The organism is Streptomyces sp. ITFR-21 (assembly GCF_031844685.1).
Lineage (GTDB): Bacteria > Actinomycetota > Actinomycetes > Streptomycetales > Streptomycetaceae > Actinacidiphila.
The window spans coordinates 6,636,882-6,658,260 of the sequence record NZ_CP134605.1; the positions used below are offsets into that span (position 1 = coordinate 6,636,882).

Here is a 21,379-nt window from a genome sequence, read left to right on the forward strand (position 1 = left end):
CGGCGCCCGCCCACCCCGTACGATGGCCTTATGTCCTTTCTCCGCCGCCGTAGCGCAGCCACGCCCACCGGTCCGGACTTCGACGTCCTCGCGATGGACCCGGGGGACTGGCCCGGTGACCTGGGCGCCGGGCTGCTGCCCGGGCCCGACGGCAGCTGTCAGGGCATCTACCTGCGCTACGACCTGTACGGCGGGCGCGGCCCGGCGATGCTGATCGGGAACCTGCCGCCCGGCTCGCCCGCCCGCGACCTCGAAGACGGCCAGGTTCCGTTCGAGGTGGCGCAGCTGCTGGCCGCGCTCGGCAACGACGAGCCCACCGAGGTCACCGGGATCGAGGACACCCCGGTGATGCACGGCGACGGCCTGCTGATCGTGCGGCGGATCAAGATCTCCGAGTCCCGTGTCGGCTGCGCCCAGTTCGACCGCAGCGACGGTGTGCAGGTCACCATCGCCACCTGGGACCGGCCGATCACCGACGACCTGTACCAGCTGCTCAAGCCGCTGCCCGCGCAGATGTTCCAGGCCGGCTGAGTCCGTCCGCCGGGCGCCGCCCGGCACCGGTCGAGGGCGCGCCGAGCGCCCGCCGCAGACCGCGTGGCGGCCGGCCGGTCCGGTTCCCCGGGGTCCCCGGCCGGCCGCCTGCGCGCGGGCCGCCAGCGCCTCAGCGCGGGGCGCCCAGCGCCGACGGCAGCAGCGTCACGTCCTCGGCCCTGACGTACTCCACCCGGGCGCCGAGCTGGATCTCGTAGTAGAGCTGCCTGCCGCGCACCACCTGGTGGCTCGCGGTGTCGAACGTCACCGAGTAGTAGTACTCGCCGCGCTCCGCGCCGCCCACCACGTACCGCTGCCCCGCGGGCACCGTGTACGGCATCGGGCTCAGCGCCTGCACGGGCACGCCCGCCGGGAAGGCGGACGCCTCCGGGTAGGCCCGGCCGTAGACCGGGACGCTGTCCAGGCCCTTCTTCGGGGTGACGACCAGGCCGACCGCGTCCACCGCCGTCGGATCGGTCCGCGGGTTGTGGAACCACGCCTTCTGCCCGAGGTACCAGACGGCCGTCCAGTCGCCCTGCCGCTCGGCGACCGCGAACTGCTGGCCGGTCGAGGCCCGCGACCCCATGTCGTTGACACCCGTCGTGCCGGCGCCGGTGGCGCCGTGCATCCCGACGTCCTTCACCAGTGGTGCGTCCTCGCTGGGCGCGGTGTACAGCCGTACGGCCGTCGAGCCGTGCGCCGCGCAGGTGTCGCCCGCGGTGATGCAGCCGGTGTAGACGGGCTGGTTGGTCTCGTAGTCCGGGTCGATCGTCACGATGCCGCCCCAGGACCCGGCCGTGGCGCGCACGGGGGCGCCGAGCAGGGCCAGGTAGTGGCCCCAGTCCCAGTACGGGCCGGGGTCGGTGTGCATGCCGGGGACGTACGAGGCGGTCGGACCGGGCACGTTGTCGTGGCCGAGGATGTGCTGCCGGTCCAGCGGGATGTGGTACTCGGCCGCCAGGTACCGCACCAGCCGCGCCGACGAGCGGTACATCGCCTCGGTGTACCAGGCGTCCGGGTCGACCAGGAAGCCCTCGTGCTCGACACCGATCGACTTGGCGTTGGTGTACCAGTTGCCCGCGTGCCAGCCCACGTCCTTGGTCTTCAGGTGCTGGGCGACATGGCCGTCGGCGGACCGCACGGTGTAGTGCCAGGCCAGGTACGTCGGGTCCTGGACCAGCTGCATGGCCGTGTCCCAGTAGCCCTCGGTGTCGTGGATGACGATGGTGTCGATCTTCTGGCCGGCCGGGCGGTCGGCGATGTCGTAGTTGCCGTAGTCCCCGCCGCCGGTCTCCTGGTACGGCGCCGGCACCCACTCGCAGCCCAGCCCCGGCGGACACTCGGTCCCGGCGGCGTTCGGCGCCCGCAGCCCGACGCGGGCCACCTGGCCGGCCGCCGGCCGCAACGACGGCAGCGCGGTGAGCGTCACCCGCCGGCCGGTGTCGGTGACGCGGGTCTGGCCCTGCCGCATCACGTCGAACACGTCGTCCGCGAAGGAGCCGGCGGTGGCCCGGTCGTCGGCGCCGGAGTAACGGGCGACCGCCGCGTACCAGTCGGCCGGGTCCGCGCTGAGCGGCTCGCCGAGCGACTTCTGCAGGTCGGCGAGCAGCGCGGCGCCGCCGGCCACGTTGGCGGCCGGTTCGGCGCGCAGTGCGCCGGCGGGCAGACCGGTGAGGGCCGCGGCCCGGTCCAGCGTGGTCAGCGCGGCCGGCAGCGCGGCGACGTCGGGCGCCTCGATGGTGGCCGGGGTGATCAGCGGCCGGGAGTCGTCGCCGCGGCCGTCGTCCCCGCCGTCGCCCACGGCCGACCGCGGGAAGTCGGCCAGCGCGGTACGGGCGTCGGTCAGATGCATCGGACCGTAGCCGCCGGTGGCGCTGGGCATGCCCTGGTGGCCGTCCCAGCGGGACTCCAGGTAGGACACCCCGAGCAGGACGCTCTGCGGCACCCCGTAGCGCTGCGCGGCGTCGTCGAACGCCCGCTGGAGCGGGATCGCGGCGGCGTCCCGGGGCGGTTCGGCCGCCTGAGCGGTGCCGAACAGCGGGAGCAGGGCCGCCGCCGCGGCGACGGCGGTCAGCGTACGCGGCAGACGCCGCCCGTGGTGTCTGCCGGACGGGGGAGCGGTTCCTGGCACAGGGTCCTCCATGAGATACCGGTTCATCAGGCACCACAGAGGTATCGCCTTGCACCAGCCCCGTCAACCGGGCGTCAGCTTCCCGTATACGACGGTGTCTTCGCACGTCAGGGCTGGTTCCGGCGAGGTTTCCGATCCGTGGGGCGCCGACCTGGCCCGCGTCAGTGGTGTGGACCACCGGGGCGGCCGTGGCGGGGCGGGCGATCCGGCCGGCGCGGGGCGCGGAACGTCGCGCCGCGGTGGCGACGTGCGTCCCGGGCGGTGCGGTGACGTTTTCCCCTCCCTTCCTCCTCTCTGTCGTTCCTCCGGGGCGCGACGGCGGGCGGACGGGCCGCCCGGGACGATACCCGGACGGGTCGCCCGGGGCGGCGGCGTGACGGTGGGTCAGCCGAACGGCACGGCAGAATGCAGTGACGATTCGTCGGCGCGGGTCAGCGCGTCCCCACCGCGGCCCGGACCGCGCCCCGCGCCATCGCGCAGTCGTCGTGCAGCCGCCGCAGCAGCAGCCGCTGTTCCTCGCCCGCCTCGGCCGAGCCGGGCGCCACCGGACCCGGCGCCCGCATGGTGCGCTGGACGGCCAGTTCGTAGCTGCGGATCTCCCGGGTCAGCACCAGCATCAGGTTCACCAGGAAGGCGTCCCGCGCGGCCGGGCCCGGTGCCTGCGCCTGCTGGCTGATCTGCCGGCGCGCCGCGAGATCGTCGCCGAGCACCGACCACAGCACCGCCAGGTCGTAGCCCGGCAGGTACCAGCCGGCGTGCTCCCAGTCGACCAGCGAGGGACCGGCCGGGGACAGCAGCACGTTGGACAGCAGCGCGTCGCCGTGGCAGAACTGCCCCTGCGCGTGCGCCAGCCCGTGCAGCAGCTTGTGCAGGTCGCCCATGTCCCGGTCGGTGAGCAGCCCGAGCTCGTGGTAGCGGTTGATCCGCGCCGGGTAGTCGATCGGCGCGTCGAAGGACCCGGGCGGCGGTCGCCACAGGTTGATCCGCGAGTACGCCGACAGCGCGATGCGCACATCACTGCGGCCGGGCGCGTGCGAGGGATGCCGCTGCGGCGACACCATCCGGCCGGGCATGCGCTCCATCACCAGCACACAGCTGTCCGGGTCGGCGGCGATCAGCCGCGGCACCCGCACCGGCGGTCGGTGCCGCACGAAGGTGCGGTAGGCGGCTATCTCCCGGCGGAAACGTTCCGCCCAGGTCGGTGAGGGGTCCAGGAGGCACTTGGCGACCGCCGGGGCCCGCCCGGAGCTGCCGATCAGCAGGGCGGTACGGCTGCCGCGGCGCAGCAGTTGGACAGGAGTGAACTCCGGACAGATCCGCTGGACCGCGGCGACCGCGGAACGCAACTGCGTGGCCTGGGGCCCGGTCAGGTCGAGTCTCCCGCTGAGTGGATGGGGGCCGGCCGCCGGGCCGCGCCGAACCACGGTGGTCTGACGGGATCTGAGCACCGGCTCGGCGACCGACGGGTACACGGGGCGTGGCGGAGCGGACACGGAGGACGATGCCGAATACATAACGGAGAGCAGATCCCTTCGCGTGCCTACGAGTTCAGGGGCACCAGCCGGCCGGCCACGGCGCGGGGCCGGTGCCGCGCCCCGCCGGCCGGGTACCGCACCCTGGGGAGTGCGGTGTCCGGCCGGCGGTGCCGGCCCGTCCTCGCGCCGTGCCGCCGTCCCCGTACCGTTCCGGTGAAGGACCGTACGACGCCCGGCAGTTGCCGGGCGGGGTGGCGCTTTCCTACCTGACACCAGGGCACGGGTGGCAGACCACGTAGCGAACCCTGGCGAACCCTGGCGAATAGTCGCGGGGCGGATGTCGGCGGATTACTGTCGATGTGCCGAGAAACCTGGGGGCTTGACGTGGGCAATGAAGCCAACACCCGACTCGCGGACCTGTTCGGCCTCACCGGCTGGTCCAAGGGCGAACTCGCACGGCTGGTCAACCGGCAGGCAGGGGCCATGGGCCACGCGCAGCTGGCGACCGACACCTCGCGGGTGCGCCGTTGGATCGACACCGGTGAGTCGCCGCGCGATCCCGTGCCGAAGGTGCTGGCAGCGCTGTTCACCGAGCGTCTCGGCCGTGTCGTGACCATCGAGGATCTCGGGTTCGACCGGCGCCGGCAGACGGGCAGGAGGCAGACCGGAGACGGCCTGGCGCTGTCCCAGCCGGAACGGACCGCCGAAGTCCTCACCGAATTCACGGGAATGGACCTCATGCTCAACCGACGCGGTCTGGTGGGCGCGGGCGCCGTGCTCGCCTCCGGCTCCGTACTCAGCGCGGCCATGTACGAGTGGCTGCACACCGATCCGGCCCTGGCGGCCGACGCACCCGTTCTCGACGACCCCCTGCACGCCGAGCCCGCGGCCTACGACCGCTACGAGGCGGCCCCCCTCGGCTCCCAGGAGATCGAGTCGCTGGAGCACTCGGTCGAGGTGTTCCGCGCCTGGGACGCCTCCCGGGGCGGCGGCCTCCAGCGCAAGGCGGTGGTGGGCCAGCTCAACGAGGTGGGCGGGATGCTCTCCTACCGCCATCCGCCCCAGCTGCAGGGCCGGTTGTGGGGCGTGGCGGCCAACCTGGCGGTCCTGGCCGGGTGGATGTCGCACGACGTGGGCCTGGAACCCACCGCCCAGCGGTACTTCGTGCTCGCGGCGCACGCCGCGCGGGAGGCCGGCGACCGGCCGCGGGCCGGCGAGGCGCTGTCCCGGGCGGCCCGCCAGATGGTGCATCTGAACCGGCCGGACGAGGCGCTCGAACTGATGGACCTCGCCAGGGCGGGTGCCAGGGAGGGCGCCCCGCCGCGGGCCCGGGCCATGATGCGGACCATCGAGGCGTGGGCGCAGGCGGCCATGGGCCGCGGCCAGGCGGTGCGGCGCACCCTCGGCGAGGCCGAGGAGCTGTTCGTCTCCGGGTACGGTGACGCGCCGCAGCCGAGTTGGATGCAGAACTTCGACGAGGCGGATCTGCACGGCATGCACGCGCTCGCCTACCGGACGCTGGCCGACTTCGACCCGGCCGCCGCCGCGCAGGCGCAGGTGCACGCCAAGCGGGCGCTGGAACTGCGCACCGACGGCCACGAGCGCTCGATGATCTTCGACTACCTGTCACTGGCCGCCGCCTGCTTCATCGACGACGACCCCGGCCAGGCCGACCACTGGACCCGGCAGGCGCTGCGGACCATCGGCCAGACCTCGTCGCACCGCACCTGGGACCGGCTGTACGAGACGTACCGGCATAGCGAGCGGTACGCCGGCGACCGCCGTATCCAGGGCCTGCGCGCGGAGATCGAGGCCGTGATGCCCCGCAGAAAGCCGGTCAGGAGCCCCCGGGAAACCACCAGGGACAAGGGGGACGGCCGGATGCCGGTGTGACCGGCGGGCCACGGCGCCGGACCGGCCTGCCGCCGAACGGGCGGCGGGCGCGGAGCGGTCGCCGCGCCGGCTGACCCGGCGGGTCCGGAGCCCCGCGGCCGGATGCGCGGCGCTCACGGCACACGGCCCCGCTTCGTGTTCGGCTCCCCGGCGCCGCGGCCGTACGCTCCGGCGAGGCCGCTCAGGCGATCCTGGCGACCAGGACGCAGGCGTCGTCCTCGCGCTCCGGGGTGCCGAACTCCGCGGCCACCAGCCGTACGCATTCGTGCGCGGACCGGGTGGCGGCGAACAGCGGTGCCATCGCCAGCAGCCGGTCGGCGCCGCTGCCGGCCCCGCCCGGGGCGTCGGCGGCCCGCCGCTGGGCCAGGCCGTCGGTGTGCAGCACCAGCAGGTCGCCGGGGGCGAGCTGCTCGCGGGCCTGGGCGTACTTCGCGCCGGAGGTCGCGCCGAGCAGGACGCCCTCCGGCGAGTCCAGCACCCGGCCCCGCCCCTCGCGGAACAGCAGCGGGGCGGGATGGTCGGCCTGCGACCAGTTCAGCGTCCGGGTGCCCGGTTCGTAACGGCAGCACAGGGCGCTGCCCAGCGCGGGCTGCGGGGAGGTGTCGAGCAGTTCGTTGAGCCAGCCCATCAGCGGACCGGGCCGGAGCCCCGCGACCGCCATCCCGCGCAGTGCCCCGAGCAGCATCGCCATGCCCGAGGTGGCGGCCACCCCGTGTCCGGTCAGGTCGCCGACGGTCAGCAGGGAGGAGCCGTCGGGGAGCTGCATCGCGTCGTACCAGTCACCGCCGACCAGCGCGCCGGTGCCGGAGGGGAGGTAGTGGGCGGCGAGGTCCATCGTGATGGGGCCGCCGTCCCGCGGGAACCGCAGGGCGCCGCGCCACGGCGGGAGCACCGCCTCCTGCATCTCGACCGCGATCCGGCGCTCGGCCCGCGCGATGCGCTGCTGCCGCTCCAGGGACTCACGGGTCTCCCGGAGCGTCCGCTGGCTGCGGCGCAGCGTGCTGACGTCGCGGATCACCGCCCACATGGACACGGTGCCGCCGTCGGCGCCGAGCACCGGCTCGCCCACCATGTGCACCGTGCGCACCGAGCCGTCGGCGCGCACGATCCGGAACTCGCCGTCGATCGGCCGCCCGTCGACCAGGCAGCCGGTCACCATCTTTGTCAGCAGTTCCTGGTCCTCGGAGAACACCCAGGAGGGCAGCTCGTCCAGGGTCAGCGGGCCGTCCTCCGCGGTGCGGCCGAAGATCCGGTAGAGCTCGTCCGACCACTGCACCGCGTCGGTGAGCAGGTCCCACTCGGCGCTGCCCGCGCGGCCGAGCGCACCGACCGCGGCCCGCTCCGGCACCGAAATCCGGGCCGGCGCGCGGGTGTCGGGCCCGTCAGCCGTGTCCGGCAGCGGGCCGCGGGCGCCCGCGGGCTCGTCCGGGCCGAAGCCCTCCTTGAGCTGGCCGAGATGGGCGCCCAGGTCGTCCAGCTGGTGGACGGCCAGCTCGCACAGGGCCCGCTGCCAGCGCAGCCGCGGGTCCTCCGCCGCGCTCGCGTGCTCCCGCAGCACCGCGTCCGCCCAGGTGCGCAACTGGCGTGCCTGGGAGATCAGCGCGTCCACCGCGCCGGAGCCCGGCAGCGGTGCCGCGGTGTGATCCGCGTGCGTGGAAGACGGCATGACGCACTCCGAGAATGTCTGCGGGCAGCCGCTGGGGGCCGTGGCGGACGGTAAGGACCGGTGACGACTGTTGCACAGCGAGCGATGACCCGTAAGGGTTTCCGTGATACCCGAACCGGTGGTGCTGGCGGCATATGCCGGATGCTTGGGGCAATTTTGGCCGCGAACCGGCCGCCGCCCCGCGCCGGGCCCCGCGCGAGTGGCCGGAGCGCGCCGTCCGGAAGCGACATCCCGCCCCCGCACTGGGTAGGCTTCCGCCGCCCGTCCCCACGGAATCCTTGCTACCGCCAGGTATGGAACACCTGGCGCCCGGTAAGGATGCCGGGCATGGGCAGCGGAAATCCCGTTGCCATGATTCCCCCCGCACCGGATGCTGACCTCATGTTCGACCCAGACATAGCGCCCAGTGGCACCCTTCTCGGCCTCCTCCAGAGGGGACGCGGAGACGGGCCCCTGCACGCCCTGGCGGCGCCGCGGGCGGAGGCGCTCGCCGCCCTGGAGCAGTGCGTGCTGTGCGACCCCCGCCTCGACTGGCGGGTCGAATCGCGCTCCCTCTACTACGCGCGTCTGTACTCCGACCTGGAAGGCCCGCTCGACGGGATCGAACAGCACCTCTTCCGCCCCGACGACCTGCTCTCACCCGACGAGCACCGCACCGGCCTGGCCCTGTCCGTCCTCGGCCACCTGGCCGGATACGGCCGCCGCGACGCACTGCTGCTGCTGCGCCGCTACGCCGCGACCGGCGGCTGCTGGGAATGGGCCCTGGACGAGCTCGCCGTCCGTGACGACGACGAGACCGCCCTGCGCGCCCTCGGCCCGGCCGTGCTGGCCCGTTTCCCGCGGACACCGGAGGGCGACGGCGAACTGGCCCGCGCCGTGCGCGAGTCCTACGAGCCCCGGCCCTGGCAGCTGTGGGCTGAGGACGGCGCCCGCCCCGGCACCGCCCGACGGGTCCGCCGCGCCCAGGAGCAGTCCTCCTTCGACCGCTGGCAGCGCCAACTGCGGCCCGCCGGACCCACCCCCGGCTGGAGCGTGACCGCCGTGCTCCGCTGGGCCCAGGACGGCCTGGCCGGCTATCCGGCGGTGGAGCGCGACCAGCCCGCCGCCCGCTGCCTGGCCGCCGTGGCCGGCCCCGAGGACCACCCCGCGCTGCTGGACGCCGCCCGCCAGGGGCCCTCCGCCGCCCGCGCCGCGGCCCTGCGCCACCTCGCCGACCGCCGCGCCCCCGAGCGCCTGGACCTGATCGAGGCCGCCGCCGGCTCCGGTGACGAACGGGTCGAGCGCGCCGCCGTGGAGTCCTTCGAACGGCTGCGGGACGAGGCCGCGATGGTCCGCGCCCGCCGCTGGGCGGTCCGCACCGACCAGCTCGGCGCCGCCGCTGCCCGGATGCTGGCCCGGCACGGCGGCCCGCAGGACGCCGGCCTGGTACTGGGCGCGCTGCGCCGGACCGTGCAGACCGGCGGCGCGGACGCCGACGGCCTCGACGCCCTCGTCGAGGGCGCCGGACGGCTCGCGGCCGGCGCGGCCGGCGACGAGGGCAGGGTCACCGCCTGCCGCGCCGCCCCCCTGCTGCGCCATTTGTACCGGGAGACCTCCTCCTCGCAGCTGCGCGGCACCGCGGCACGCGCGCTCGCCGCCGCCGACCCCGGCTTCGGCGCCGGCTTCGCCGTCGAGTGCCTGTGGGACTGCGAGGAGAGCACCAGGGAACTGGCCGCGCGCCGCGCCGCGTCCGGCGACGTACGGGTGCTGACGCAGCTGCGGAGACTGGCCGCGGACCCCGCCGAGGAGGCCGAGGTACAGACCGCGGTGCGAGGAAGGCTGAGCTCGGGAGGTTCCCCGAGATGAGGCCTGACCCCAACGCTCACAGCGCGTTTCACTGAGGGAAAGATCCCCGTGGTCCCGACAACTCCGCATACGGCGACAACCACCGTATGCGAGTCGCCATAGTCACCGAGTCCTTCCCCCCCGACGTCAACGGTGTGGCCCACTGCGCCCTGCGCACGGCCGAACACCTCGCCCGCCGCGGCCACGACCCACTGGTCATAGCGCCGGCCGGACCACAGGGGCCAGAACCCGGCCAGGACCCCTGCCCGGTCGTGCGCGTCCCGTCCGTGCCGCTGCCCGGCTACCCGCAGGTGCGGGTGGCGCTGCCCTCCCGCAGGACCGCAGCCGCCATCGCCGCCCACCGCACCGAGATCGTCCACCTGGCCAGCCCCTTCGTCCTGGGCGTGCGCGGTCTGGCCGCCGCCACCCGGCTGCACATCCCCGCGGTCGCCGTCTACCAGACCGACCTGGCCGGATACGCCAGGACGTACCTCAACGCTGGCGAGGCCGCCGCCTGGCGCCGGATCCGCGGCGTGCACACCGCCGCCGCCCGCACCCTGGCCCCCTCCACCGCCTCCATGACCGCTCTGGAGGAGCAGGGTGTGCCCCGGGTCCACCTGTGGCCCCGCGGCGTCGACTCGGCCCGCTTCCACCCCCGCCACCGCGACGAGGCACTGCGCCGCGAACTCGCCCCGCGCGGTGAGCTGATCGTCGGCTACGTCGGCCGGCTCGCCCCGGAAAAGCACGTCGAACTGCTCGCCGAGACCTGCGCGCTGCCCGGCGTGCGGGTGGTCGTCGTCGGCGACGGCCCCAGCGTGCCGAACCTGAAGTCGGCGCTGCCCGGCGCGGTCTTCCTCGGCCGCAGGACCGGCGGCGACCTCGCCCGGGTCTACGCCTCGCTCGACGTCTTCTGCCACACCGGCCCGTTCGAGACCTTCTGCCAGACCGTCCAGGAGGCGATGGCCGGCGGTGTGCCGGTGGTCGCCCCCGCGGCCGGCGGACCGCTGGACCTGGTCGACCACGGCCGTACCGGACTGCTGGTGCCGCCGGTCGACGGCACCGCGATACGCGTCGCCGTGGAAATGCTGCACGCCGACCCCCGGCTGCGGGTCCGCTACGCCGCCGCCGCCCGCGAGGCGGTGGCCGACCGCACCTGGGAGGCCGTCGGCGACCAACTGCTCGACCACTACGACCAGGTTCTCGGCGAGCGCGAGGCGGCGGCATGACCATCCCCCTCGACGACCCCCCCGTACGCCCGCGAACCGGAGCGCGGCTTGCGGATCGTGCGGATCGCCAACTTCGTCACCCCCGTCTCCGGGGGGCTGCGCACCGCGCTGCGGCACCTCGGAGAGGGCTACGCGGCGGCCGGCCACGAACCGGTGCTGGTCATCCCCGGCGCCGACAGGTCCGACGAGCCCACCGGGCAGGGCCGGGTGATCACCCGGCCCTGCCCGGAGATCCCCGGCACCGTGCTCAACCTTCCCTGGCCGCTGGCCAGGCCGCTGGAGCGGCGGACGCGGGCGCTCAACGACACCGTGCACGCGCCGCCGGCCCACCAGGGCGCGGTGCACGTGCACGCCGCGGACCATCCCTGCACCACCAGCCCCGGTGCGCTCAGCGCCGACCGGCTGCACCCGAGCGAGACCGGGCACCGGCTGCTCGCCCGGGACTTCCACGCCCTGCTCACCGCGGCCGGGATCGCCACCGGCCCCGCCCCGCAGTCGGAACCGGACGGCGCGCCGCCCGGAGCCGCCGCGTCGGTGTGGTGGATGGCCACCCGTGGCACCCGCTGGGTCGCCGACCGCTGCAGCGACCTGCTCCCCGACCTGCCGCGGCTGGCCTGGGAGGAGTACCGGCACGCCGGCCGGGGCAGCGGCCCGCTGCTCGACCCCGCCTCCGCCGAGGCGACCGCCGGGGCCCTGGGGGGACTCGGCCGCACCGCCGGCTCGACCGGCTACGCCCAGCGGGCGGAGCGCACCGGCACGAACCGGATTCTCGTCCCCGGCGGCGACTGGGCCGCGGCCGGGAGCGAAGCCTCGGGCACCACACCGATCACCGGATAGCCGCCGGTGGTCGGATGATCGGACAGGAAGACGACCGGGCGGCCGTCGGGGGGTACCTGGACGGCGCCCAGCACCATGCCCTCGCTGGGCAGTTCGCCCTCGCGGGCCCGGAGCAGGGCCGGGCCCAGCGTGCGCAGCCCGATCCGGTTCGACGCCGGGGAGACGGTGTACGCGCCCCGGGCCAGCGTGCCCAGCGCGCCGGCCACGAACCAGTCGTCGCGCGGACCCGGCGCCAGCGGCAGCACCAGCTCCTCCGGGTGGCCGCCGTACCACGCCACATCCGCGCCCCGGCTCAGACCCGCAGCGCCCCCCACCGGCAACGCGTCGCCGTCGGCGAGCGGGCGCGGCCCGAGCCCCGACAGCAGGTCCGTCGAGCGGCTGCCGAGCACCTCGGGCACCTCGACGCCGCCGGCCACCGCCAGATACGACCGCAGCCCCCGTACCGCGGCTCCCACGTCGAGCAGCGCGCCCGCGGGTACCCGTACCGGGGCGCCCCACGCGGCCGGCCGTCCGTCCACCCGCACCGGGCACGCCGCGCCCGTCACCGCCACCACCAGCGACCGGGACGGCCGCACACCGCAGCCGGTCAGCGTCGTCTCCAGCGTGGCCGCCCGCGCCGGGTTGCCCACCAGCCGGTTCGCCAGCAGGTGCGCCGGCGTGTCGAGGGCACCCGAGCGCGGCACACCGAGATGCGCGTGGCCCGGCCGGCCGAGGTCCTGCACCGTGGTGAGGGCGCCCGCCCTGACCACCTGGAGCACCGCGGGAACCCGGGGCGGCGCGCTCATCGGCCCATCGCCCGGAAACGTACCTCCGTGCCCGGGGCCAGCAGCGCCGCCGGCTCCCGCGCCGGGTCCCACAACGCGGCCCCCGTCGTACCGATCAGCTGCCAGCCCCCGGGCGAGGAGCGCGGATAGACCCCGGCGTACGGACCGGCCAGCGCGACCGAACCCGCCGGGACGGCGGTGCGGGGCGTCCCGCGGCGCGGCACGTGCAGCCGCTCGGGCAGGCCGGTCAGATAGCCGAACCCGGGCGCGAATCCGCAGAAGGCCACCCGGAACACCGTATCCGCCACGATGCCCGCGGCCTCCTCCGCCGTGACCCCCCACCGCCCGGCGACCTCCGCAAGGTCCGGCCCGTCGAACCGCACCGGCAGCTCCACCGCCCGCCCCCCGCCGCGGACCACCGGCGGCAGGTCCCAGCGCGCCACGTCCACCGCGAAGGCCCGCGGGTCGGCCAGGCCGCTGACCAGCACGGTACGGGCGGCGGGCACGATCTCGGCGACCTCCGCCAGCTCGCCGGCCGCCCGCCGTCGCAGCAACTCCGCGTGCAGCGCCTGTGCCTGCTCCCCGTCCGCGGTCTCCACCAGGACGGCGCGGGCGCCGGCCGGGAGTACCCGCAGGGCCGGCCTCATCGCCCGCGCTCCCGCCGCCCGCGCGACCCCGCGGTGCCGGTCATACGAACGCCGCCACGCGGAGCCCGGCCGCCTCCAGCGACTCCCGGACCCGGACCGCCAGCCGCGCGGCGCCCGGCGTGTCGCCGTGCACGCACAGCGAGCGGGCGGCGACCGCGACCTGCTCGCCGGTCAGGGCGGTCACCCGGCCGTCCCGGGCCAGCCCCACCGACCTCGCCACCACCGCGTCCGGGTCCTCGACCACCGCGCCCGGCCCGCCGCGCGGTACCAGCGTGCCGGCCGCGGTGTACGCCCGGTCCGCGAACGCCTCGCCGACCGTGGCCAGTCCGGCCGCCGCCGCCGCGGCCAGCAGCCGCGAGCCCGGCAGGCCCAGCACCGGCAGCCCGCCCGCGAGCCGCACCCCCGCGACGACGGCCGCGGCCTGACCGGCGTCGCGCACCGCCCGGTTGTAGAGCGCGCCGTGCGGCTTCACATACGACACCGCCGAGCCGGCCGCGCGGGCGAACACCTCCAACGCGCCGATCTGGTACGCGACTTCGGCCGCGAGTTCGTCCGGCGGCACATCCATCGCACGCCGCCCGAAGCCGGCCAGGTCGCGGTAGGACACCTGCGCGCCGATCCGCACCCCGCGGGCGGCGGCCGTCTCGCACACCCGGCGCATCGTCGCCGGATCGCCGGCGTGGAAGCCGCAGGCCACGTTCGCGCTCGTCACCACCGACAGCAGCGCGTCGTCGTCGGTGAGCCGCCAGCGGCCGAAGCCCTCGCCGAGGTCCGCGTTGAGATCGATGACCGCATCCGTCATGATGATCCGCCCGGTGTCGTTCTTGTCCGTCCGCGGTGCCGCCGAGGCGGTCGCCGCCGTGGCTACGATCATGGCACGCCCGCCCCGTGCGGGTCCGTGCCGTTTCGTGCGTTGTCGGTGGCACCGCCTACTGTGTGGGGCGTGACCACCACCGTCCCGTACTCCGTGCCGGGTGCCGTCCGCCCGGCACCGGGCCCGGCGGCCGACGAGGGCCTGGCCCGCAGGCTCAAGGCACTCGCGTGCACCGCGCCGCTGCACGACCTCGACATCCGCAAGGCGAACCTGGCCGGTGCGTACTCGGTGTACGCGATGGCGGAGGTGGCGCTCGCCGCGATCGATCTCGTCACCCTCAACATGGACTTCGACACCGGCGCGGACCACGACCAGATAGTGGGCAGGCTGCTGCCCCGGGTCGCCGCCCAGGCACCGTCCAGGACGCCGACCGAGCACGAGCGGGTGGCCCGCTGGGTGCTGGAGAACCTGATCAACGTCGGCAGCGCCGACCGCGGCTTCCGCGCGGTGTACGGCACCTTCGGCGCCGACGGCGCCTACGTCCGGCGGGACTACGACTTCAAGCTGGTCGAGGAGGTGCCGGGGCCGGCCGGCACGGTCTATCTGCGCACCACGGACGAAGCGGTCAACGTACTGGTCGGCGCGCTCGACACCGACGTCGCCAGCGCGCAGATCGCGGCCGAGGTCAAGCTGGAGGTACTGATCAGCCGGGGCCGGCTGGCCGACGCCCAACTCGCCGCGGAGCAGGCCCGGTACCGCACCGTGCAGTACGCGGAGACGCTGCGCCGCACCCTGGAGGCCACCCGGCGCAACGTCCGGGCGGTGGACTGGCTGCGGCAGGTCCCGGACATGATCGCCGAGGCGCTCGACCACGTAGCGGACCGGTACCGGCACGAGAACGCGATCCTCACCAACATCCGCAGGGCGCGCGACGAGGCGGAGGACCCGGAGCACAGGCGGCGGGCCGCCGAGCTGGTGGACATCGTCAAGGACTGCATCCGCCGGCACACCCGGCTGCAGTCCCGGCTGCTGGAGGCGGGCCCGCTGTTCCGCGCCGAGCAGGACCGGCAGGCGTTCGCCGCGCCGCCCGCGCGGGCCGGGCTCGACCTCTACGGCCAGCTGGTCGCGCCGCTGCTGACGCTGCCGGTGGACCGGGCCTCCCGGGTCACCGACGCCTTCTTCTCCCGCGGCGCGGGACTGCGCACCCCCGCCGCGGTACGCGCCGCCGACCTCGTCGAGCTGCTCCTGACGCCCCCGGTCGAGCGGGAGCACCTCGGCGCCGAGATGCCGGAGCCCGACCTGGTGGCCACCCCGGACGACTCCCGCTTCTCCGAGGAGCAGCTGGAGTCCGCGCTGGAGCTGCTCGACCTTCCGCACGACGCGCCGCGCCGCCTGTCCGGCGTCCTCGCCGCCGCCCGCCGCCGCGACCCCGACCTGCCGTACCTCGTCGCCCTGCTGGCCGTCCACGCCGCCTCCCCGCCCGTCGGCACCGCCTACCGGCAGGGCGAGTCCCGCCTCCTGTTCGCCGTCGACGACGGCACGCCGCTGGACGACCCCGACTTCGGCGGCGCCGACCTGGTCCTCGGCACGGCGCGGCTGACCGCTCCCGCCCCGGAGTCCCCGTGAACCCCGGGCGCCGCCACCGCCGTGACGTTCCCCACCGGAGCCGCGACCGTGCCGCGACCGGGCGCGGACCGGGCCCGGCGGCGGGTGCGGAAGCCGGCGGTGGCGAGGGGACGTCTGCCCGCGAGCCGTCTTCGACCAGGAATTCGCGGGAGTGCGGGGCCGGAAGGCCGCGGTTCGTGAGGAGGGTGCCAGGTGAGTGAGGGCCGGGAGAGCGGCGCGGTCACCGCGGGGGACGTCGCCGACGCCGCGCGGCTGGTCGGGTTCGGACTGCAGCCGAAGCTGGCCCCGGCGCGGGACGCGGAGTACGGGGAGCTGATCCGGCGGTACCGGGAGGAGCCCGCGTTCGGGAGGCTGGCGGACGCGGTGGCGACCGGTCTGGGACTGGTCGTGCTGGAGGTGTCGCCGCGCGCCGGGATGGCGGTGGCCGCCGGTGAGGACTCCGTGTTCGCCGTGCGGATGGGGGACTACGCCCGGCGCGCCGCCTCCGACGCCGGGGACCGGTTCCTGCACGGCCTGGCACACCTGGCCGCCGCCGCCCTCGCCTTCCCGCGCCCGGAGGACCTCGCCGACGACGGCTACATCGGCCGGATCACCGTGCACGGCGTGGACGCGTTCGTCCGCCAGGCGTGCCGCCGGCTGGAGGAGCGCGCCGACGAGTCCGGCGAGAACACCGACCCGGCCAGCGACGCCCCCGGCCTGGAGGCGGCCTGGCGGGTCTGGACCCGCCGCAGCGCCACCGGGGCCACCAAGGACGCCCGGCGGCTGGCGAGTTCCACCACCGGCATCGTCGGCAAGGCGGTGGCCTTCCTGGTCGACTCCGGCTTCCTGCAGCGCACCGGCGACGAGTCGGGCGGCACCTACCGCACCACCGCCCGCTACCAGGTGCAAATCCGCGACATGGCCGGCGGCGCCGCCATGGCCGAACTCCTCGACCTCGGACTGGTCCCCGTCGGGGACGGCACCGCCACCCTCGTCCCGGCCGCCTTCGACGACGAGGGCGACCTGGCCGTCGACGCCGGGCTGCCCTTCCACGCCCAGTACTGATCCACGCCCGATACTGATCCACGACCGCCCCACGCACCGAGTCCGCCGCCGGGCGAACCCGTCACCGGGTCCGCCGCCCCCCTTCGACGACCCTACGAGAGTCCGCCGCATGTACGAGCTTTCCCGCATCCGCCTCTACTCCATCGGGCCGGCCGGCGCGCGCTACGCCGACACCGTGCTCGATCTGCGGGGCGTCGGCGAACCCGTGCCGCGACCCGCCCCCGCCCAGGGCGAGTTCTTCGCCGACGAGCCGTCCGGACCGCCGCGCCGCCCGGCCCCCGCGGGCGTGCTCTTCCTGGAGAACGGCGGCGGCAAGTCCGTCCTGCTCAAGCTGATCTTCTCGGTGATGCTGCCCGGCCACCGCAACACCCTGGGCGGCGCCAGCTCCGGCGTACTGCGCAAGTTCCTGCTGGCCGAGGACTGCGGCCACGTCGCCCTGGAGTGGCAGCACACCCTCACCGGCGAACTCGTCGTCGTCGGCAAGGTCAGCGAGTGGCGGGGCCGCCAGGTCTCCCCCGACCCGCGGAAGTTCGCCGAGGCGTGGTACTCCTTCCGGCCCGGCCCCGGGCTCGGCCTGGACGCGCTGCCGGTCGCCGAGGCCACCGCGGTACGGCCGCGCGCCGAGGGCGCATCCGGGGCCCGCGGCCGGCGCCGCACCATGAAGGGCTTCCGGGACGCGGTGACCGAGGCCGGAAAGGCGTACCCGCACCTGGAGGTGGTCTGGGAGGAGGTCCACGACCGCTGGAACGAACACCTCGGCGACCTCGGACTCGACCCCGAGCTCTTCCGCTACCAGCGGGAGATGAACGCCGACGAGGGCGAGGCCGCCGGCCTCTTCGCGGTCAAGAAGGACTCCGACTTCACCGACCTGCTGCTGCGCGCCGTCACCGACACCCGCGACACCGACGGCCTGGCCGACCTGGTGCACGGCTTCGCCGGGAAGCTGGGCCGCCGCGCCGAGCTGACCGCGGAACGCGACTTCACCGCCGGCTCGCTGGACCTGCTGGAGCGCATCGTCGGCGCCGCCGCGACCCGCGAGCGGTCCCGCGCCGTGCACGCCCGGTCCGAACGCCGCACCCGCGCCCTGGCCCGGCAGCTGTCGGCACGCGGCCGGCAGGAACGCGAGCGGGCCGCCGAACTGGCCCAGCACACGGCCCGCGCGGCGCACGCCGTCACCGACGCCGAGCGGGCCCGCCGCGGCAGCGGCCTGACCGCGGCCGAACTCGCCTACCGGCACGCCTCGCTGGCGCTGGCCGCGGCCGACAAGGACGCCGCCGCGCTGCGCCGCGAACTCGGCGACGCCCGCACCCTGCACGCCGCCTGGCAGACCGCCGAGACGGTACTGCGGCACCGCGCGGCCGGCGACCGCCTGGAGCGGGTCACCGCCGCCATCCGCGAGGCCGAACGCGACGCCGCGCCCGCGCTGGCGGCCCGCACGAAGGCGGCCGGCGACCTCGTACGCGCGCTGCAGGCCGCGGCCGCCCGCGCCGAGGAGCAGGCGGACGCGGAGGAGGAGCGGTCGGCCGGACTCCAGCGCCTCGCCGAGACCGCCCACCGCGACGCGACCGCCGCTGCCACCGAGGCCCAGCGGGCCCGCAGTGAGAGCGAGCACCTCGGACAGCGGCTCGGCGAGGTCGAGCAGGAGACCGCCGAGGCGGTGCGGGCCGGCTGGCTGGACGACTCCGCGCCGGACGCCGACCCGGCCAGGGCGGCACTGGCCGCCGCCGACGCCGAGAAGGCCGCCGAGGCAGCGGCCCGTGCCGCCGCCGGGGCCGCCACCACGGCCGCCGCCCGCGCTCGGGAGGCCGCCTCCGCCGAGGCCCGCGCGGAACTCGCCGCGGCCCGCGCCGCCGACGCCCTGGCCGCCGCCGACTCCGCGCACGCCGCGGCCACCGTCGCGGCCGCGGCCCTCGCCGCCGACCCCCGCCTCACCGCCCTCCTCGGTCTGCCCGCCCCGGCCGCGACCGCCCCGGCGGCCCGCTCCGCCCCGGCCCGGCCCGGCGCCGCCGCCGCGGACGCCGCCGCGGACGCCGCCGCCCGGAACAGGAGCACCCCGGACGCCGAGGACGCCGGGGACGCCGAACCCGGCGCCCCCGCCGGGCCGCCCCGGGCCGCCGCCGGACCCGACGGCCACACCCCGCTGACCGCGGCGCAGCTGGACCGCTCCGCCGACGGCCTTCGGGAGCTGCTGGACGACGCGGTGGGCGCCGCCGAACGCCAGCTCTTCGAGCTGCGGACGGCCGCCGCCGACGACGCCCGCATCCTCGGGGCCCTCGGCGACGGCGGGCTGCTGCCCCCGGGGCCCGACGTGCTGGCGACCGTGGAGTACCTGGGCGAGCACGGCATTCCCGCGCTGCCCGGCTGGCGCTACCTCGCGCAGGCCGTCGACCCGGTGGACCACGCCGTGGTGCTGGCGGCCCACCCCGAGCTGGTCGACGGGGTCGTGGTGACCGACCCGGACACCTACGCGCGGGCCAAGGACGTCCTGGGCCAGGCCGCGCTGCTGCCGAGGTCGACCGTGGCCGTCGGCACCGCCGCCGCGCTGCTCGCGCCGCCGGCCGCAGGCGCCGCGCCCGACGTCTTCCTGGTACCGCCCAACCCGGCGATGCACGACGAGATGGCCGCCGACGGGGAGCGGCGGGAGCTGCGCGACCGGGCCACCGCCCGGGAGGATGAGATCCGGTCGCTGGCCGCCCGCCTCGCCCACGACCGGACCCTCGCCGCCCGCCTCGCCTCCTGGCGGGCCGCCTGCCCGCGGGGCCGCCTCGGCGAACTGGCCGGCGACGTGGCCGCGGCCAAGGAAAGTGCCGACCGGACCCGTACCGAACTCGCCGCGGTACGCGAGGAGCGCGCCGAGGCCGAGGCGGCGGCGACCGAGGCCGAGGGTGAGTCCGACGCCCGCCGGTCGGCCGCCGAGCGGGCCCGCCGCCGGGCCGACGCCCTCGCCGGACTCGCCCACCGGCTGCGCGAGCGCGCCGGCTGGCAGCGCAGGAGCCGAGAACTGGCCGCCGACGCCGCCGAGGCCGAGGCCCGCGCCGAAGCCCACCTGGCCGCGGCCCGCGCCGCCGACGAGGACCGCAGAGCCGCCCAGCGCGGGTCCGACGACGCCCGCCGTACCGCCCGGGTGCTGCGCGCCGAACGGGCCGAGATCGCCGGCGCCCCCGAGGACGGCGCCGACACCGCGTCCGCGGCGCCGGCCGCCGCGTCGCTTCCCGCCCTGCGCGAGGCGTACCGGGCGGCGTCCCAGGTCTACGAGAAGGTCGGCGTCGGCGCCGACCTGCGGGCCGAGCAGGCCCGCGCGGAGAGCACCGGGAACGCCGCCCTCGCCGAACTGGAACGCCTCACCAACAAGGTCCGCAGCCGCGCCGCCCGGCTCCTCGAAGGCCCGGACGGCGCCGACGGCCCCTCCCGGCAGGCCGCCGCCGCCCGCGCCGAGCAGCTGGTCCAGACCCTGGAGTCGCGCCAGGCCGGCGCCAGCGAACGCCTCGGCCGGCTGCGCGGCGAGGCCGAGCGGCTCGCCCCGGCCGGCGGCGGCCACCACACCGAGCTGCCCGAGGAGCTGCGACCGCGCGACGCCGACCACGCCCAGGAGCTGCTGCGGGCCGCGAACGGCGAACTCGCCGCCCGCAGCGACGCGCTGGAGCAGGCCGGCGCCGCGCACGCCGACGTGGTCCGCGCCCACCGGGCCGCCGAGGACGCGGCCGGCGGCTTCGACGAGACCGCCGCGATGCTGCGCGACCTGCTCCGGGACGGCCCGCAGAGCACGGCCGAGGAGGACGAACCGGAACCGTACCCGGGCGGCCTGGACGAGGCCCGGCAGGCCGCCGCCGAGGCCCGGCGCGGTCTGCGCGGCTGCGCCGCCGACCTGTCCGCCGCCGACACCCAGCTGCGCGAGGCCGCCGACGTACTGATCCGGCACGCCAACGCGGTCCGCTACGAGCAGGTCCGCACCCCGGCCCGCCAGCAGATCAGGGAGCTGCCAGCCGCCGCGCTGCCGGACCACGCCGCCGCCTGGGCCGCGGCCTTCGCCCCCCGGCTGCGGGTGCTCACCGACGAGCTGGGCCAGTTGGAGCGCAACCGGGACAGCATCGTGGACCGGCTGCGCGGCCTGGTGGAGTCCTCACTGACCACCCTGCGGTCCGCCCAGCGCCTTTCCCGCCTCCCGGAGGGGCTGGGCGAGTGGTCCGGGCAGGAGTTCCTGCGCATCCGCTTCGAGGACCCCGACCAGTCCGTGCTGGCCGAACGCCTCGGCGAGGTCATCGACGAGGCGACCCGCGCCGCGGTCCGCAAGAACTCCGACCTGCGACGGGACGGCATGACGCTGCTGCTGCGCGCGGTCGCCGCCGCCCTGGAACCGCGGGGCATCGCGGTGGAGATCCTCAAGCCGGACGCGGTGCTGCGGGCCGAGCGGGTGCCGGTCGGACAGATGGGCGACGTCTTCTCCGGCGGCCAGCTGCTCACCGCCGCCATCGCGCTCTACTGCACCATGGCCGCGCTGCGCAGCAACGACCGCGGCCGGGACCGGCAGCGGCACGCCGGCACTCTCTTCCTGGACAACCCGATCGGCCGGGCCAACGCCACGTACCTGCTGGAACTCCAGCGGGCGGTCGCGGACGCGCTCGGGGTGCAGCTCATCTACACCACCGGTCTGTTCGACACCACCGCGCTCGCGGAGTTCCCGCTGGTGGTCCGGCTGCGCAACGACGCGGACCTGCGGGCGGGGCTGAAGTACATCAGCGTGGAGGAGCACCTGCGGCCCGGCCTGCCGGTGCCCGATCCGCACGGGGAGCCGGTGCACGGCGAGATCACCGCCACCCGGATGTTCCGCCGCCCCGTGGAACCGGCGGCCGCCGGTTCCACGGGGACCTGACGGCCGCGGCGGCCTGCTCCGGCGGCAGGCC

At 76.1% G+C, this 21,379-nt stretch carries 13 protein-coding genes and 1 pseudogene; 8 read left to right on the top strand and 6 right to left on the bottom strand.

Going from position 1 to position 21,379, the window contains the following annotated elements:
* The first annotated feature begins 30 nt into the window (after nt 1-30).
* Entirely contained in the window at nt 31-531 is a 501-nt protein-coding gene (locus RLT57_RS29690) for a hypothetical protein (RefSeq protein ID WP_311300343.1), read from the top strand.
* A gap of 130 nt (nt 532-661) precedes the next feature.
* Here the strand turns inward: RLT57_RS29690 and RLT57_RS29695 are convergent, their stop codons facing one another.
* Nucleotides 662-2,674 carry an N-acetylmuramoyl-L-alanine amidase gene (locus tag RLT57_RS29695; protein ID WP_399129975.1) on the bottom strand — a complete coding sequence of 671 codons (2,013 nt, stop codon included), beginning with the start codon at nt 2,672-2,674 and terminating at the stop codon, nt 662-664.
* 419 nt (nt 2,675-3,093) lie between these two features.
* Complete coding sequence (locus RLT57_RS29700) at nt 3,094-4,176, bottom strand: aminoglycoside phosphotransferase family protein (protein WP_311300344.1); 1,083 nt, start codon at nt 4,174-4,176, stop codon at nt 3,094-3,096.
* Between the two features lie 345 nt (nt 4,177-4,521).
* Between RLT57_RS29700 and RLT57_RS29705 the strand changes: the two genes are divergently transcribed.
* Nucleotides 4,522-6,030: a DNA-binding protein NsdB gene (locus RLT57_RS29705; RefSeq protein WP_311300345.1), complete on the top strand. Its 1,509-nt coding sequence runs from the start codon at nt 4,522-4,524 to the stop codon at nt 6,028-6,030.
* A 181-nt stretch (nt 6,031-6,211) separates the two neighbouring features.
* Here RLT57_RS29705 and RLT57_RS29710 read toward each other — a convergent pair whose 3' ends face one another.
* Complete coding sequence (locus tag RLT57_RS29710; RefSeq protein WP_311300346.1) at nt 6,212-7,696, bottom strand: PP2C family protein-serine/threonine phosphatase; 1,485 nt, start codon at nt 7,694-7,696, stop codon at nt 6,212-6,214.
* Between the two features lie 381 nt (nt 7,697-8,077).
* Here RLT57_RS29710 and RLT57_RS29715 point away from each other — a divergent pair, with 381 nt between their 5' ends.
* From RLT57_RS29715 to RLT57_RS29725, 3 genes and pseudogenes are all read left to right on the top strand, one after another.
* Nucleotides 8,078-9,541 (top strand): HEAT repeat domain-containing protein, encoded by a 1,464-nt coding sequence (locus tag RLT57_RS29715; RefSeq protein ID WP_311300347.1) that lies wholly within the window; start codon nt 8,078-8,080, stop codon nt 9,539-9,541.
* Nucleotides 9,542-9,627: 86 nt separating this feature from the next.
* Entirely contained in the window at nt 9,628-10,746 is a 1,119-nt protein-coding gene (locus tag RLT57_RS29720) for a glycosyltransferase family 4 protein (RefSeq protein WP_311300348.1), read from the top strand.
* A 48-nt stretch (nt 10,747-10,794) separates the two neighbouring features.
* Nucleotides 10,795-10,989, top strand: a pseudogene (locus RLT57_RS29725) (glycosyltransferase); the annotation flags it as partial.
* 485 nt (nt 10,990-11,474) lie between these two features.
* On the opposite strand, the gene RLT57_RS29730 reads toward RLT57_RS29725, so the two are convergent.
* The 3 genes from RLT57_RS29730 to RLT57_RS29740 are packed head-to-tail and all read right to left on the bottom strand — an operon-like array spanning nt 11,475 to nt 13,796.
* On the bottom strand, nt 11,475-12,368 hold the full coding sequence (locus tag RLT57_RS29730) for a biotin-dependent carboxyltransferase family protein (RefSeq protein WP_311300349.1): 894 nt from the start codon (nt 12,366-12,368) through the stop codon (nt 11,475-11,477).
* Nucleotides 12,365-12,994, bottom strand: a complete 630-nt coding sequence (locus RLT57_RS29735) for a 5-oxoprolinase subunit B family protein (protein WP_311300350.1) — start codon at nt 12,992-12,994, stop codon at nt 12,365-12,367. The genes RLT57_RS29730 and RLT57_RS29735 overlap by 4 nt, the downstream gene beginning before the upstream one ends.
* 40 nt (nt 12,995-13,034) lie before the next feature.
* Nucleotides 13,035-13,796 carry a LamB/YcsF family protein gene (locus tag RLT57_RS29740; RefSeq protein WP_311300911.1) on the bottom strand — a complete coding sequence of 254 codons (762 nt, stop codon included), beginning with the start codon at nt 13,794-13,796 and terminating at the stop codon, nt 13,035-13,037.
* Between the two features lie 141 nt (nt 13,797-13,937).
* Here RLT57_RS29740 and RLT57_RS29745 point away from each other — a divergent pair, with 141 nt between their 5' ends.
* From RLT57_RS29745 to RLT57_RS29755, 3 genes are all read left to right on the top strand, one after another.
* Complete coding sequence (locus tag RLT57_RS29745; protein ID WP_311300351.1) at nt 13,938-15,434, top strand: hypothetical protein; 1,497 nt, start codon at nt 13,938-13,940, stop codon at nt 15,432-15,434.
* Between the two features lie 192 nt (nt 15,435-15,626).
* Complete coding sequence (locus RLT57_RS29750) at nt 15,627-16,478, top strand: hypothetical protein (RefSeq protein WP_311300352.1); 852 nt, start codon at nt 15,627-15,629, stop codon at nt 16,476-16,478.
* Nucleotides 16,479-16,587: 109 nt separating this feature from the next.
* Complete coding sequence (locus RLT57_RS29755; RefSeq protein WP_311300353.1) at nt 16,588-21,348, top strand: hypothetical protein; 4,761 nt, start codon at nt 16,588-16,590, stop codon at nt 21,346-21,348.
* Nucleotides 21,349-21,379: the final 31 nt, after the last annotated feature.

Coding starts and splice junctions, on each gene's coding strand:
- RLT57_RS29690 (WP_311300343.1), top strand. CDS start 31: ATGTCCTTTCTCCGCCGCCGTAGCGCAGCCACGCCCACCGGTCCGGAC.
- RLT57_RS29695 (WP_399129975.1), bottom strand. CDS start 2,674: ATGGAGGACCCTGTGCCAGGAACCGCTCCCCCGTCCGGCAGACACCAC.
- RLT57_RS29700 (WP_311300344.1), bottom strand. CDS start 4,176: ATGTATTCGGCATCGTCCTCCGTGTCCGCTCCGCCACGCCCCGTGTAC.
- RLT57_RS29710 (WP_311300346.1), bottom strand. CDS start 7,696: ATGCCGTCTTCCACGCACGCGGATCACACCGCGGCACCGCTGCCGGGC.
- RLT57_RS29715 (WP_311300347.1), top strand. CDS start 8,078: ATGTTCGACCCAGACATAGCGCCCAGTGGCACCCTTCTCGGCCTCCTC.
- RLT57_RS29720 (WP_311300348.1), top strand. CDS start 9,628: ATGCGAGTCGCCATAGTCACCGAGTCCTTCCCCCCCGACGTCAACGGT.
- RLT57_RS29730 (WP_311300349.1), bottom strand. CDS start 12,368: ATGAGCGCGCCGCCCCGGGTTCCCGCGGTGCTCCAGGTGGTCAGGGCG.
- RLT57_RS29735 (WP_311300350.1), bottom strand. CDS start 12,994: ATGAGGCCGGCCCTGCGGGTACTCCCGGCCGGCGCCCGCGCCGTCCTG.
- RLT57_RS29740 (WP_311300911.1), bottom strand. CDS start 13,796: ATGACGGATGCGGTCATCGATCTCAACGCGGACCTCGGCGAGGGCTTC.
- RLT57_RS29755 (WP_311300353.1), top strand. CDS start 16,588: ATGTACGAGCTTTCCCGCATCCGCCTCTACTCCATCGGGCCGGCCGGC.